Source organism: Rheinheimera sp. D18 (assembly GCF_004345025.1).
Lineage (GTDB): Bacteria > Pseudomonadota > Gammaproteobacteria > Enterobacterales > Alteromonadaceae > Alishewanella > Alishewanella metallidurans.
This window is the reverse complement of record NZ_CP037745.1, coordinates 232,659-245,296: the sequence shown is the minus strand read 5'-3', so window position 1 is coordinate 245,296 and position 12,638 is coordinate 232,659. Positions and strand designations below refer to the sequence as shown.

Sequence of the window (12,638 nt, the reverse complement as noted above, 5' to 3'; positions counted from 1 at the left end):
GTGTCCTGTCTTAAGGCTCATTTAATTCATTATGGTGTTTTACAAATACCGGCACGGTAATTTGCCATTTAAGTGCCGCAAGGCGCATCAGTAGCAACGACACCATGCCACAAAGCATAGCCACCAGCTGGCTAACGCCAAACGCTAATAAACTGGTATACACTACACCACCAACAATGCAGGTTACCGCGTACAGTTCACCACGAAACACCATCGGTATTTCTCGGCACAGCACGTCACGGATCATACCACCGCACACACCACTCATTGTACCTAACAATATCGCTACCATAGTGGATGTGCCGTGATCTAATGCCTTTTGTGTGCCCATTATGACAAAAAAGGCTAAGCCCAGTGCATCAAAAAACTGCAAGGTATTATGCGGAATAGTTAAGCGGTTGCGCACCAATAAAATAGTTGCAACTGCGGCCACCACAATGGCATAAAAATACGAGTTATCATTTATCCAGATAACCGGTAGGTCTAAAATAACATCGCGCAAAGTGCCGCCACCAATGGCAGTTACACTGGCCAGTACAATAACGCCAAACCCGTCCATTTGATTACGCCATGCCGCGAGGGTGCCTGAAACGGCAAACACCGCAATACCTAGTAAATCAAACCAATGAAAATACAGTTCCATATTATGTGCACCCACACTTACAACAGCGGTTAAAAATCAGCGTAGTTTACTGTTACCTTTAGGCCGCTTATGTTAACATTTAGCGTTTTTTTTAACAGTTACCGATAAAGGATTAGTATGAATAAGTCAGTGATAGCATTGGTCGTAATAGCCGCAGTTGCCGCGGGTGGCGTATATTATGCCAATACTCAGGCCGAAAATGCCATTAAACAACAATTAGAACAAGCAAATCAAAGCTATCGCAATATGGCTGCTAATGGCGAAATGCCATTAATTTCTATGTCTTATCAAGCTGTTTCAGCTAACGTGCTTACGTCCACCTATAGCATTAGCGGTTTAGATGTCTCAGTAGCAGAACTAGGCAGTGTTGCTACGATCGAGCTTATAACCGCCAAAGATGTTAACCCGCGCAAACTGTCTGACAAAGGCAGTATGCACTTTAGTGGCGCAAAAGCGACAGACGCAGCACTGCAAATGTTACCACCAGATGCGAGTGAATTTGTAAAAAGTTTAGCGTTGCACGGCGACTACAGCTACGAATATAAAGATAACGGCACGTTATTGTTTAAGCAACAAACCCGCATTAACGATGAGTTTAGTCTTGGCTACGACTTTACTTTTGCTCAAATGCAGCAATTTTGGCAGTACATGCGCGAGTTCTCTGCATTGTCGCCAGAACAACAACAGGCAATAGTAAACGACGAAGGTTATGCCGAACAAATTATGGCTAAACTCATTACTGCGGCACTAAGTAATGGCGAGCTATCGATTGAAAACAATGGTTTTATAGAACGCACCTTAGCCATGACCGCTAAACAAGGCCAAACGCCTGATTTAGAAGCAATAAAAGGCATGGCACTGCTGAATATTTCAATGTTAGAACCCTTACCTCAGCAGATGAAAGATGCCTTGGCTGAGTTTGTCACCAAACCAGAAAAACTAAAATTAAGCTTTAGCTTTGAAAAGCCGCTAGAGTTTGCCAAAGTGCAAAACGGTGAGTTAATGTTGCAGTTAAGCTCGCCAGAAGCCTTTATTGAATTTGCTAACTTACAACTTAAAGCAAACTAACGAACTAATTGGTTCGTTATAAGCTTTAGGCAGTTTTAGTTTTTGCTACTCAAGACTGCTGCAACCCTCGCTTGCAGCTTCGGCAGTAACTCTTGTTCAAACCAAGGGTTACGCCGTAACCAAATATTATTCCGTGGGCTTGGGTGTGGTAATGGCACTATTTCTGGCCAACTCTCTTGCCACGCTTCTACCCGTTCAGTCACCGTCTTTGCCGCATTAGGTAAATGATAGGCCTGTGCATACCCACCAATCACTAAGGTTAACTTTAATTGCGTTAGTGGCTGTAATAACTGTTCACGCCATGCCGGCGCGCATTCTGGCCGTGGCGGTAAGTCACCCGATTTTCCCGTGCCAGGAAAGCAAAAACCCATAGGTAAAATAGCCACGCATTGGGGGTTATAAAACACCTCTGCCGATATACCTAACCAAGCTCGTAACCTAGCACCGCTTGCATCATGAAATGGCACGCCAGCATCATGCGCTTTACGCCCTGGCGCTTGCCCAGCAATTAAAATACGCGCTTGTGGCTGCCACTGTAAAATAGGTTTTGGCTCAAGCGGTAAAAATTTGGCGCATAGTGTGCAATCGCGTACCTCGTTAAGTAGCTTAGTAGCCTGCGTCATCGTGCCCTCTATTTAACTGATGTTGTTCAGTGCTAATACTAGCAGCCGTACCAAACACGGCGAAAACATTGCTACCTAGCATTAATTGCCACGAAACATAAAATACACTGCACCACACAAGCAAATACCTGCCCACAAATAATCGAGTTTTAATGGTTCTTTAAGGTACATAACCGAAAATGGGATAAACACCGATAGTGTAATAACCTCTTGAATAATCTTTAATTGTCCAACCGATAGTACGGTAAAGCCAATACGATTGGCCGGCACTTGGAACAGGTATTCCAACAGCGCAATACCCCAGCTAACAAAGGCAGCAATAATCCAGGGTTTATTATTCAGCTCTTTTAAATGCGCATACCAAGCAAAGGTCATAAACACATTGCTGATAATAAGTAGCCCAATAGAAATTAAAATCGGGTGCATAAATACGCCTCACCTACAGTTAAGCCCTTCACTTCAGTCATACTATTTGCGCCTAACAATGCCTAAACGGCTTAGCAGATCTAAAATAAACCCCTAGAGGATTATCCATTTACTCAACACCATCTTAAACCGTCAGCAATACTTTGTGCCGCAACAATCAACTCGGCATCCCGTTCTGCAGATTCCGCATTTACCGCTGTAAGGCATCTCGGTTTCTAATACGTTAAGTTGGTTAACGTAAAAACATTAGTATTAATAACATGCTAAGCCTAGTTTTTCGCGGTGTGTTGATCACAGTGTGCTTTTATATTCTGCACAGCTTAGTGTAACTAGACCAACGCTACCGCTCGCAACATTAACTATTTACCACTAAGGGTTTTGCTGGGTTGCCAACTGCAACGCAATTTGCCGGAATACTTTTAACCACAACTGCACCGGCGCCTATTGTTGCATTATCGCCAATGGTTACATCACCAAGAATGATAGAACCGGTTGATAGTCGCACGTTATTGCCAATAACCGGGCTTTTAACATCGCCGCTAGCACCGCCTTTGGCACCAACGGTTACGCCGTGATAAATCGTTAAAAATTCACCATACACGGCTTTTTTATTTAGCACTATCATACCGAAATGAGGTAAAAACAGGCCCTTACCAATAATCGTGCCGCGAGGAATTTGTACACCCGATATAATTCGCACAATTTTATACACAGGAATAGATAAATATCTGACTAGACTTACGTTATGATGCGCAAGCCGATAAAACAGTACAATTGGAAATGTCGTTTTAGTTAACAGCCAAACCAGTTTTTTAATTTTTGAAAATGCGCTTAATTCATGTTCTTTCACATAAACTAAATAATCATCATGCAATGCCGACACTAAAACGTCCTTTTAAAGTGAAATAAAACCTGCAACCTACTGGCTATACTCGGCGACTATTGCCTAAGCCTAACTTGGCAAAAAACATAATTAGGAGCAACGTTAAAAAGTATTGGCCACTTGAACCACCACTATAACCGTCACGTTGCTCTACTTTGGCAATATTTTCTTCTTTTACTCTTCGCTTAAATTGCGCCAGTTCAGCATCTAAATTTGTGGTCATATCAGCAACAGCCAAACTAAAGCCCTCCAGCGACTTTTCCGACAACACACTATCAATACTTACTGCGGTTGTTCTTTTTTCAAGCTTACTAATACCCGGAGCCCTAAACAGCAGCTTTTTACTTTTTATATCAAACACCGCAGTATCAACAAAGGTTTGCACCGAGTTGTCGTTACCCGGAATAAGATACATGCCCACGATGGTCCAATAAAGTAACGCGGCATTATTTTCCAGCGATTGGCTTACTTGGTCATACGACACCAACGCCATAATATCAACATCATACAACCGCCCTACTTGCTCTAACGTTGCAAAACCATCGCCACCAGCTAAATAAGTGCTGGGTATTATTTCAATACGGTCAATATAATCATACTTAACAAATGCTTTCTTCACCTTTTCCAGCAATTCAAGCTGATCTTTGTTGTTAATGCCGGTGTTATATTTATTATTATTCGGCACAAAGGCCACGCCAACTTTAACCGGCAAGGTTAATAACGGTATTTCAGGCTTATGCTCAGCACGGCTTTGTGAATTAGGGTAGAGAAAATCGATAAGGCTACTAGATTGCGTTCTCTTGCCGGTATTATCACTGATTAACGCGCTACACGACGCCAGAAACACCAAACCTAACAGCACAAAAACGGTTCTGAAATTCATTATTATTCCTATTTTTCGCATTAAATTCTTATACTAGAGTAACAAGGCTATATTACCAGCGAAACATCTAACCAATAAATTAAGCCAAGCTATCCTCAGCTTATATCTCTTGGTTAGGTACTTTTCACATCGTCAAATACCGCGACATAACCAGCATTATTTTCTGAAAACTTAACTTCCATATTTGAGCTGTCAAGCTTACCAACTGAGCTTATGAATATACTGGGATAGTGACTTGCAGGATTTAAATGTAAGTGTGAAACCAAATATTCAGCACCTTGCTGAATGCTGGCGTTCGACATCTCATGCATGCCCAGGCCAACCAATAGTGCCAGCACGCCTTTTAATGCCTCAAATATTGCGATTGGCCTTAAACCTTTCTGATCCATTATATCTGCCTAACGCTTAGCAACCGAGCGAACAATTCGTGCATGCCGGCTATCGGTCTGGGGTGCGCACGATATTATCTTGTTTTGAATCTTTTAAATCATTTTCTGAAGAAACTTTCAGGATCCCCAATTTTGGTACGCTGGTGGTGCGCACATGCCATAAGAGTATTCATAAAAAGTAGTGAAACCATGGGTAGAAACGAAATTCTCATCTTTCTAATCATAGGCCTGCATGTTGCCCTCATAAAAGCATCCTAAATAACAACAATTTGCAGCACAAGCTGCGCGTCATAGCCAACGTCTCACTCTCTTTGAATAGCTGACGTATTCTTCACCGAACAAAGCCAACATTACCTTTTCTTCTGGGATCACTTGAAATTGGTTAATAAAAATAACAAAACCAATAACACCCAACAGCGCCCACACTACCCCTAAATATATAGACCATGCTAACAAAATAAAGGTTATACCTACATACATAGGGTTGCGTGACACGCTGAATATCCCGGACACTACCAATGTTGTAGCAAGATTAGGTTTTAAGGGATTAACCGTTGTCTTGGCTTTGCGAAATGAAGCAATGCCAGCCAATGAAAAAAATGCGCCTACAAGCAAACACACAGCAACGCCAAAAATTCTCGTCGTACTAACTGAATCTGGTATGCCAGCGGATATAAGCCACATCACCACGCCAAAAAATAACGCGACAGCAGGTGGGGGAATTTTATTTTTTATGTTCATGCTACTCGCCTAATATGGATAACACAGGCCCTGAATAACGCGGTGAAACTCTACCATCCAAAAATGTTGATCATCCCCTAACAGGTAACTGGCACAGCTATCGCGCACTTTCAAGCTCATGCCATACTCGAAGAACAATGACTGCACTGGTGTGAATAGAGTAGCGAACAACGTATTTTCCAAAAACCATATCACGGATGACATCTGGAACAGGAGCCATCTGAACCGGCGTGCCCAGCCTTGGAAATTCTGGCAACAACTCCATTTTTGCGATCAATTCTGCTGCTATTCTTCTAGCTGCGGTTGGATTATGAACTGCAATAAACTCTCGCAAACGCTTTAAATCTTCGATTGCATCATTGGTATACACTAGCTTCACTTACCAGACCTCGGAGCATCCTGCTCTTTTTCTGCACCCCAACTGTTTAACCAGTTGTGCACTTCACTAGCGTCAACCACTTTTCCTTGAGCAGCTGACTCCATCGCATCCAAGGTTTGTTTCCAGCGCTCTTGCTGTAAATGCTGTTTTTCAATATATTCCGATAAGGCTTGATTGATCACCCATCCTTTGCTCCGTTCAAGCCTGCTCGCAATAGCTTCTAACTGTTGCTCAACCTCTGCCTGTAAGCGAACTGTGGTAACACTCATGATGACACCCCTCTCAAACAAAAACAATGTAATACATTGTAGTTAACAAGGGCTCGCAAAGCAATTTAACGCCCGCCACAAACGCGAGCAACTTGTTATAGTTTTGCTTGTTTCTTTGGAAATACCGTATGCCACAACGGCCAGCATGCCAGCCAAATTAAAAGAACCCAAAAAATATAGCTTAACCACTCACTAAGCTGAGCGGTTCTCACTGAGTTTCCAACGTATAGTATGGCTGCATAAAGCAAAAAAGATGATATGACACCAGCCAAAACAGCCTTTAACCATTGGCGCCACTCGTAAAGGGCGTGATCCCAGCCATAACGTTCGACGTCCACAACCCTTTCCGTATTGTTAAATCTTTGAGCTGCTAAACGGTCTAGCCATTTAATTACTTCTGGGCCATAAACAACGGTGAAACCCAAATACACGGCAGCGAGTCCATGTGCAAATTCAGCTACAGCTCCATTATGAAGATCAATTGCAGTTGCGAGTAGAAGAGTAAGATCAAGCAAAGGAACACACAATAGAACTACTTTTCCAGTTTTAGGCGAGCCAAGGATATAGCGAACGAATAAACCCAAAAAGAGAAATAGCCAGAAGCCAATTTCACAACCTATGATTAACCATAAAAGCATATATTTTTCCCTGCGCTCTTAATCTATAACGCCCCGCGCATGCGCGCGAACTTGTGAGCGTCGCAGGGGTCGAAGACCCCGAATGACGCGGATTGTTAGCTGTTTCCAAGCATGAACGCACGAAGTTGCCGCTCCTCTCGCATGACATAGAGGACGAGAACCCGCTGCTCATCCTCACGATAAAAAATGCGACACGGTGGAACCACTACCTCCCTGTATACCGAATCCGGGAGCTCTGGAGGAATTCGCCCCGATTTGGGGAAATTTTCCAAACGCTCTGCCTTACCGAAAACTTCCTTAACGAGATCGCTTGCGGCAGCAGGATTGTCCAAAGCAATATACTCAGCAATAGCATCAAGTTCTTGGAGGGCTGGCTCTGTCCAGATTACTTCAGCCATTTACTCATTTTCTCTCTGGCCTCACTTTGGCTATACGTTCTTCCCTCAAGTACAGCACGCTCTCCCCGAGAGAGCCCCTCAAGCAGCTCAAGCCGACGCTGCATGAATTCATAATCTTGCACATCAACAAGGTATGCAGATGGCTGGCCATGCTCCGTAATCAATACGGGCTCTTTCGACAAGTGCAGATCTGCGAGAATCTTTGTAGCTTGGCGCTTGAGGTTCGTAACTAGCTCAACTTTCATGGGTTCACCCTGTTCTAAATTTCAAGTGACACTATAGTATCACTTTGCAGGTAAGGCAATTCCAGCTAACGCAAAGCACACGGGCGGAAAAACGCGTTAGCGTTTGACGTCACAGTGGCCGCAGGCCACGAGTGATGCGACTTGTTATACATTTACTGCACCGCTGAATTAAACACAATTGAAAGGCTACTCAGAATAACCGTAGCAAATGCGACAAACCGCATACGCCTTTGAAATTTAGTTGGCTCCATCGCAAAACGCTGTGTCCGCTGCGCGCTTAACATAAATAGTATTACTGACATCACAAGTAGCGCCGGAGCAATAAAAGGCCCGTTACCCATTAGCGCTGCAATTGCAGCAGAAACAACAGCAAGCCCGAGTACAAGCCAAATAACTGCAAGAGCTGGATTCTGAGCGGGTGCTATATTGCTCACGCTAAACTCTCCAAAATGTATAACGCCCAAAGCAAGCGCGGAAAGCCGCGCAGCGGGTTGACGTCGCAGCTAGCGCTTTTTGCTGGCGATAAAATTTTTTTGTTATATTTCAAATCTACGGAGCTCAAACTCAAAATTATCGTCAACCTTGATACGCTTAACCAGATTTGCTCTATCAGGCCGATATTTTCTCCAATCCCATTCGCCATCTAAGAGTACGATATTAGTAAGTCCAAATTTCTGCAAGTCAGCCAACGAGTAGTCATACCCAACCGCTCCCTTGCCCAAAAAATTCTGAATATAATCCCAGAAATTAAATTTGGTCTGACCATAGATGGTAACTAGATTATCAATGCCGATATCTGAATAAAATTTAGTTTCCTGCTTCCGCATTAAAGTTATGTGAGTATTAAACATGTCGACAAATTCTTCTTCAACATCCCAATCGGATTGCCAAGCGCTCCCATGCCATACCAAAACCGAGTCTTTTCTTAAGTACTTTGTATGAGCAGCTGGAAATACGTAGTTTGCACAAGATGATGCACATACGCCATTAACTTCAACATCCAACTTGTTATCTTTGACCCAACGCCCTAAATCCATCCCCGCACCTATCTCACCGCCATTGCTGGTTATAACAAGACGACTTGGTTTTAATTCAGCATCATTAAGTAATGAAAAAATTGCGTTATTTGAAGCCTCAGTTATTTTGCCCTGATAAATGAGATTTCCGTTTTTGATACCAACATAAATTTCAGCATTTTGGCTACTTTCACCAGCATTATTTAAACTAGTACAACCAACGACCAGAAAAGAAAAAACTAAAACTAAATGCTTCACCAATCCTCCTTGAAATATAACGCCCAAAGCAAGCGCGCGGTAAGCGTCGCCGTGCCTTTGTTTGTTAGCAGCCTACACCAAAACTTGCGCGGCTTGCCGCACTAGCAAACCTTAACAACGTCAGACTGCTTTAATTAAAACTAAACCAGTTAACTGCGAAACAGCGCGCCAACCGGAACTTGTAAAACTGTTTAAACGAAGCCACAAAGAACAACGTCACTGTGCCAACAAAGATTGCACTAAACCCACAAACTGGCGTACTTTAATGGCTTGGTTTTGCTGCTATAGAAAACGAAACACGAGCAAAGCCAAAATAAAACTACAAACTGAATCCGTTAAAACCCGAAAACCTGCTAACGCAAAGCTTTGGGGCGGCTGGAGCGCAGCGTAAGCCGTCCCAGCCATGATAGTGGCGACAACAGCGTATTGTTATGTGCCTTAACCATTGTCGTAATTTAATATGCCTTTACTTGCTGAATTGACGGAGTTGGATATGGTTACCATCACGATCAGCGATGTTTGACACTTTAAATATTGGATTACTCCACTCACCCTTGAATGATTGGCCACCTAATTTAACAGCTTCTTCTCTCGACATGGCCATATCTTCTACCGTAAGGAAAAGTTTAATAGGACTGAACGCTTTGGTCGGCATATCGAATGGTGGAACATGAATGATTAAATTGAAACCATTCGTTTCCAAACTAATAAAATCATTGGTCTTACGAACAACTCGCATCCCGAAAAGTTTTTCATAAAACTCTGATAAGTTGCTCAAATCGCCAGAGTAGATAAGAACACCATTTTGCGCTGGCCCTGACATGTGCTTTTCCTTGCCGTGTGCTGTGGATTGAAATAATGCAGATAAAACAAATAATACAAAAGCAAAATAACTAAACTTGTTGCGCATAGATGCCTCCAAGCACATAACGCCCGCCACAAACGCGAGCAACTTGTTGCGAGTCGAGCGCCCAACGGGCGCGTTTTTGATGGCGATTGTTATATGACGGTTTAAACCTCATCGCTCAATCTCGCAGAGCCATAGCCAACTCTTCTACTTTATTCTCTATTTCATTCTTCGCGGCAAAGCTCAATTCTGCTTTTACTAAGTTTTCCAGCACCGTGAAATATGCGAGATTAAAAGCGTCTTCTTTCGATGAAATTAAGTCAGGTTTTACACCAACCCATTCCCAATTTGTTTTAGTTACCGGATTGATTGCTTTTCCGTATGGGATACCTGCAACAAAACCATTGCCAAAGTCTAAAAAGCGCATAGGGTGAGCACCGCCGCCAGTAACTTCACCAACAACTACAGCTCGTTTTAAGCTCTGTAGACTATAAGCAAAATCTTCAGCGGCGGAAAACGTCTTGTTGCTTGTTAAAATGTATATGGGAACATCGACAAGCTTTTTTCCTTTAACCTTTCTGAAGGTCCAAAACTCATCAACTTCACCAGAATAACGCCAATAAATACTGTTCAGATGAGTCCTATTTTTAAATAGATAACTACTAATTAGCTGTGACATCTCTGGATGTCCGCCACCGTTATTCCTGAGATCGAAAATAACAGCGCTAGCATCAGAAACCATCGCCATTACATTGGCTACACGCTCTGTTGAATTACTGTTTACTTTATCAAAACCCCAAAAATCAATATAACCAACATTACCTGCCAGTATTTCAACTTTACTAAATCCAGAGTTTTTACGCTCAAGTTTTTCCCAATAACTTTCTGACGATTGATTGGTGCCTGTTTTTTCATTAGCTTTCCATGAAAAGCTAAAGTGCTTATCAAACTTTTTTAGATTACTATCAATTACTTCTGCAAATTCTTTATCACCCGAAACAAGCTGTAGCTCTTCAGATGAAGATAATATTTTTAATGAATCTAATATCGCAGGGTTTTTGTCCTCGAGGACATATTGTTTAGCAATTTCTTGCTTCAGGTTACTGATAATTTCCAGCCTATCTGGGCTTACTGTCGTGTCAGCAAAAGTTACATAAGGTATAAACAAAACACCTGCTAAGAATTTAAGCACTAGGTTCTTCCTGAGTCATATAACGCTGAGCACAGGGGGCAGTTTGTAAGTTGTGGCTTTGCGGATTACTTTTGCGTAGCAAAACCGCAAAGACGCGACTTACAAACTGTCCAGCACGCGAAGCGTGCGAACCTGCTGCGATTTGTTATAAATGCACGAAATGAATTTACTAAGAATACAAATGCTATTCCGTTGCACCCGTTTAAATTACTGCTGCCGATGATGGCAACGACCTTTCTTATTAGCAACCCACAATGCGAAGTGGGTTTTTACAAAACTTCCTAACGGCACCGGAACAACGCTACGGGCTTTTGAAAGCTAGCACATAATTCAAAAGTAAATACCGCAATCTATCCGAAGCTGACGTTTAACCTTTAAACATTTATAACGCCCGCCACAAACGCGAGCAACTTGTTGCGAGTCGAGCGCCCAACGGGCGCGTTTTTGATGGCGATTGTTAGGCACTTTTCTGATATTTATCCAAGATAGAAAATAGCTCTTCAGAATTCTCAATATGAATAGGTATATAAATATCCCCGTTCTTACCAGCATCAACTACTACAACAGGCATGCCATTACTCGAAAAAAGAAAAGATTTTTCAATATCTTCCAATTTGAATTCTTTTTTAAAAAGCCAGTAGTTTCTACCCGAAATAGTTTCATTACTAATGGTAACTCGAGCGCATCGCAATAAGGCACTTATTAAGAAAGCAAACGTGAGACTAAAAAGGAAAATACCTAAAAATACGAAAGGTATGTGATTCAAATGTATGTGCTCAAATGTTGTTTCGATGCTAAAACCCGTAGATACGTACCTGATAAGCATTAGAACGACAAAACCAACCGCCAAAGTAATAGACAATTGACGCGTCATATACTTTGCTAATTCTTTCCACTTAACTTCATAAACTGCCAATGAACTCTCCAAAATGCCTAACGCCAAGCTAAGCGGCGCAATAGCGGAGCACCGGTTGTGCATAAAATGGCGAAGCCATGCGCAACCGGCGCGGAGTCTATTGCGTCCGTCTTGAGCGCCTTGTTAGGCGTTTTGCCAACCAAGCGCATAATCTCCCTCATTGAACGCCTGGCCGGCTTAACAAATAATTGAGTTGTGCGCGAACCTCAGGCCATTCGCCCTTGTGCAGACTGTACATCACCGTGTCCCGAATGGTGCCGTCGCGGCGAAGTACGTTGCCCCGTATCACACCGTCCTTCTTCGCGCCTAGACGCTCGATCGCACGCTGGCTGACGTAGTTGAAGTTGTCGGTTCGCCAGCCGACCACGTTACAGCCCAACGTGTCGAAAGCGTGTGTCAAGAGCAATAGCTTGCAGGTGGTATTGACATGGGTGCGCTGAACACGCTTTGCATACCAAGTGTAGCCAATTTCCACTCGTTTTACGGCAGGCAGAATATCGTGGTAGCTCGTGGATCCAAGCACCGCACCGCTAGCCTCTTCGATAACAGCGAATGCCATACGATGGCCCTCCTCTCTGGCTTGCAGGGCAGTATCAATGTATCCGCGTGTCTCATCGGGGGCTGGCACCGATGTGATGCGTAGGTTCCACAACTCTCCATCCGCGGCGGCGGATCGCAGGCCGGCTTCATGATTGAGTTCGAGCGGCACGAGCCTTAAGCCGCGCGCAGTGAGAGTGACAGGTTCGACAAAGATCATGGTGTACTCGAATATCTTTATATGGTTAGCACGGAGGACGCCTAACGCCCCAATAAGGGGCTAAAAA

The 12,638-nt window shown here is 43.2% G+C and carries 19 protein-coding genes; 1 reads left to right on the top strand and 18 read right to left on the bottom strand.

The features are described from left to right. Positions 1-10: 10 nt before the first annotated feature. Positions 11-643 (bottom strand): trimeric intracellular cation channel family protein, encoded by a 633-nt coding sequence (locus tag E0Z06_RS01230; RefSeq protein ID WP_132581142.1) that lies wholly within the window; start codon positions 641-643, stop codon positions 11-13. A gap of 117 nt (positions 644-760) precedes the next feature. Here E0Z06_RS01230 and E0Z06_RS01225 point away from each other — a divergent pair, with 117 nt between their 5' ends. Then, entirely contained in the window at positions 761-1,711 is a 951-nt protein-coding gene (locus E0Z06_RS01225) for a DUF945 family protein (RefSeq protein WP_132581140.1), read from the top strand. A gap of 35 nt (positions 1,712-1,746) precedes the next feature. Here the strand turns inward: E0Z06_RS01225 and E0Z06_RS01220 are convergent, their stop codons facing one another. The 17 genes from E0Z06_RS01220 to E0Z06_RS01140 all read right to left on the bottom strand — a co-directional run bounded on the left by E0Z06_RS01220 (position 1,747) and on the right by E0Z06_RS01140 (position 12,571). Then, positions 1,747-2,334, bottom strand: a complete 588-nt coding sequence (locus E0Z06_RS01220; RefSeq protein ID WP_132581138.1) for a uracil-DNA glycosylase family protein — start codon at positions 2,332-2,334, stop codon at positions 1,747-1,749. Between the two features lie 81 nt (positions 2,335-2,415). Beyond that, on the bottom strand, positions 2,416-2,760 hold the full coding sequence (locus E0Z06_RS01215; protein WP_132581136.1) for a DMT family protein: 345 nt from the start codon (positions 2,758-2,760) through the stop codon (positions 2,416-2,418). 355 nt (positions 2,761-3,115) lie between these two features. Beyond that, positions 3,116-3,643 (bottom strand): hypothetical protein, encoded by a 528-nt coding sequence (locus E0Z06_RS15840; RefSeq protein ID WP_279432804.1) that lies wholly within the window; start codon positions 3,641-3,643, stop codon positions 3,116-3,118. Between the two features lie 43 nt (positions 3,644-3,686). Continuing rightward, the gene (rhlP, locus tag E0Z06_RS01205; RefSeq protein ID WP_132581134.1) at positions 3,687-4,526 is read right to left on the bottom strand and encodes a rhombotarget lipoprotein; all 840 of its coding nucleotides are present in this window, start codon (positions 4,524-4,526) and stop codon (positions 3,687-3,689) included. 113 nt (positions 4,527-4,639) lie between these two features. Then, complete coding sequence (locus E0Z06_RS01200; RefSeq protein WP_132581133.1) at positions 4,640-4,915, bottom strand: DUF2127 domain-containing protein; 276 nt, start codon at positions 4,913-4,915, stop codon at positions 4,640-4,642. Positions 4,916-5,203: 288 nt separating this feature from the next. Beyond that, positions 5,204-5,656 carry an isoprenylcysteine carboxylmethyltransferase family protein gene (locus tag E0Z06_RS01195; RefSeq protein WP_132581132.1) on the bottom strand — a complete coding sequence of 151 codons (453 nt, stop codon included), beginning with the start codon at positions 5,654-5,656 and terminating at the stop codon, positions 5,204-5,206. A gap of 97 nt (positions 5,657-5,753) precedes the next feature. Next, the gene (locus E0Z06_RS01190) at positions 5,754-6,026 is read right to left on the bottom strand and encodes a type II toxin-antitoxin system RelE/ParE family toxin (protein ID WP_243695535.1); all 273 of its coding nucleotides are present in this window, start codon (positions 6,024-6,026) and stop codon (positions 5,754-5,756) included. A gap of 5 nt (positions 6,027-6,031) precedes the next feature. After that, positions 6,032-6,304, bottom strand: a complete 273-nt coding sequence (locus tag E0Z06_RS01185) for a ribbon-helix-helix protein, CopG family (RefSeq protein ID WP_132581130.1) — start codon at positions 6,302-6,304, stop codon at positions 6,032-6,034. 95 nt (positions 6,305-6,399) lie between these two features. Further along, positions 6,400-6,942 carry a hypothetical protein gene (locus tag E0Z06_RS01180; RefSeq protein ID WP_132581129.1) on the bottom strand — a complete coding sequence of 181 codons (543 nt, stop codon included), beginning with the start codon at positions 6,940-6,942 and terminating at the stop codon, positions 6,400-6,402. A gap of 95 nt (positions 6,943-7,037) precedes the next feature. Beyond that, positions 7,038-7,340 carry a type II toxin-antitoxin system RelE/ParE family toxin gene (locus tag E0Z06_RS01175; protein ID WP_113905686.1) on the bottom strand — a complete coding sequence of 101 codons (303 nt, stop codon included), beginning with the start codon at positions 7,338-7,340 and terminating at the stop codon, positions 7,038-7,040. Next, positions 7,328-7,585, bottom strand: a complete 258-nt coding sequence (locus tag E0Z06_RS01170) for a type II toxin-antitoxin system Phd/YefM family antitoxin (RefSeq protein WP_022990189.1) — start codon at positions 7,583-7,585, stop codon at positions 7,328-7,330. Before E0Z06_RS01170 ends, E0Z06_RS01175 begins: the two co-directional genes overlap by 13 nt. Positions 7,586-7,737: 152 nt before the next feature. Beyond that, positions 7,738-8,019, bottom strand: a complete 282-nt coding sequence (locus E0Z06_RS01165; RefSeq protein WP_132581128.1) for a hypothetical protein — start codon at positions 8,017-8,019, stop codon at positions 7,738-7,740. Between the two features lie 102 nt (positions 8,020-8,121). Beyond that, positions 8,122-8,859, bottom strand: a complete 738-nt coding sequence (locus tag E0Z06_RS01160) for a hypothetical protein (RefSeq protein WP_132581127.1) — start codon at positions 8,857-8,859, stop codon at positions 8,122-8,124. Between the two features lie 466 nt (positions 8,860-9,325). Further along, on the bottom strand, positions 9,326-9,769 hold the full coding sequence (locus E0Z06_RS01155) for a VOC family protein (protein ID WP_132581126.1): 444 nt from the start codon (positions 9,767-9,769) through the stop codon (positions 9,326-9,328). 115 nt (positions 9,770-9,884) lie between these two features. After that, complete coding sequence (locus E0Z06_RS01150; protein ID WP_132581125.1) at positions 9,885-10,898, bottom strand: S41 family peptidase; 1,014 nt, start codon at positions 10,896-10,898, stop codon at positions 9,885-9,887. A gap of 457 nt (positions 10,899-11,355) precedes the next feature. After that, positions 11,356-11,814 carry a hypothetical protein gene (locus tag E0Z06_RS01145; RefSeq protein WP_132581124.1) on the bottom strand — a complete coding sequence of 153 codons (459 nt, stop codon included), beginning with the start codon at positions 11,812-11,814 and terminating at the stop codon, positions 11,356-11,358. Positions 11,815-11,971: 157 nt separating this feature from the next. Next, positions 11,972-12,571 (bottom strand): GNAT family protein, encoded by a 600-nt coding sequence (locus E0Z06_RS01140; protein WP_125864831.1) that lies wholly within the window; start codon positions 12,569-12,571, stop codon positions 11,972-11,974. Positions 12,572-12,638 lie beyond the last annotated feature (67 nt).

What these genes read in the sequence shown, in the direction of transcription:
- E0Z06_RS01180 (WP_132581129.1), bottom strand. Translation starts at nt 6,942, where the DNA reads ATGCTTTTATGGTTAATCATAGGTTGTGAAATTGGCTTCTGGCTATTT.
- E0Z06_RS01215 (WP_132581136.1), bottom strand. Translation starts at nt 2,760, where the DNA reads ATGCACCCGATTTTAATTTCTATTGGGCTACTTATTATCAGCAATGTG.
- E0Z06_RS01220 (WP_132581138.1), bottom strand. Translation starts at nt 2,334, where the DNA reads ATGACGCAGGCTACTAAGCTACTTAACGAGGTACGCGATTGCACACTA.
- E0Z06_RS01230 (WP_132581142.1), bottom strand. Translation starts at nt 643, where the DNA reads ATGGAACTGTATTTTCATTGGTTTGATTTACTAGGTATTGCGGTGTTT.
- E0Z06_RS01140 (WP_125864831.1), bottom strand. Translation starts at nt 12,571, where the DNA reads ATGATCTTTGTCGAACCTGTCACTCTCACTGCGCGCGGCTTAAGGCTC.
- rhlP (WP_132581134.1), bottom strand. Translation starts at nt 4,526, where the DNA reads ATGAATTTCAGAACCGTTTTTGTGCTGTTAGGTTTGGTGTTTCTGGCG.
- E0Z06_RS01225 (WP_132581140.1), top strand. Translation starts at nt 761, where the DNA reads ATGAATAAGTCAGTGATAGCATTGGTCGTAATAGCCGCAGTTGCCGCG.
- E0Z06_RS01170 (WP_022990189.1), bottom strand. Translation starts at nt 7,585, where the DNA reads ATGAAAGTTGAGCTAGTTACGAACCTCAAGCGCCAAGCTACAAAGATT.
- E0Z06_RS01185 (WP_132581130.1), bottom strand. Translation starts at nt 6,304, where the DNA reads ATGAGTGTTACCACAGTTCGCTTACAGGCAGAGGTTGAGCAACAGTTA.
- E0Z06_RS01155 (WP_132581126.1), bottom strand. Translation starts at nt 9,769, where the DNA reads ATGCGCAACAAGTTTAGTTATTTTGCTTTTGTATTATTTGTTTTATCT.
- E0Z06_RS01175 (WP_113905686.1), bottom strand. Translation starts at nt 7,340, where the DNA reads ATGGCTGAAGTAATCTGGACAGAGCCAGCCCTCCAAGAACTTGATGCT.
- E0Z06_RS01195 (WP_132581132.1), bottom strand. Translation starts at nt 5,656, where the DNA reads ATGAACATAAAAAATAAAATTCCCCCACCTGCTGTCGCGTTATTTTTT.
- E0Z06_RS01200 (WP_132581133.1), bottom strand. Translation starts at nt 4,915, where the DNA reads ATGGATCAGAAAGGTTTAAGGCCAATCGCAATATTTGAGGCATTAAAA.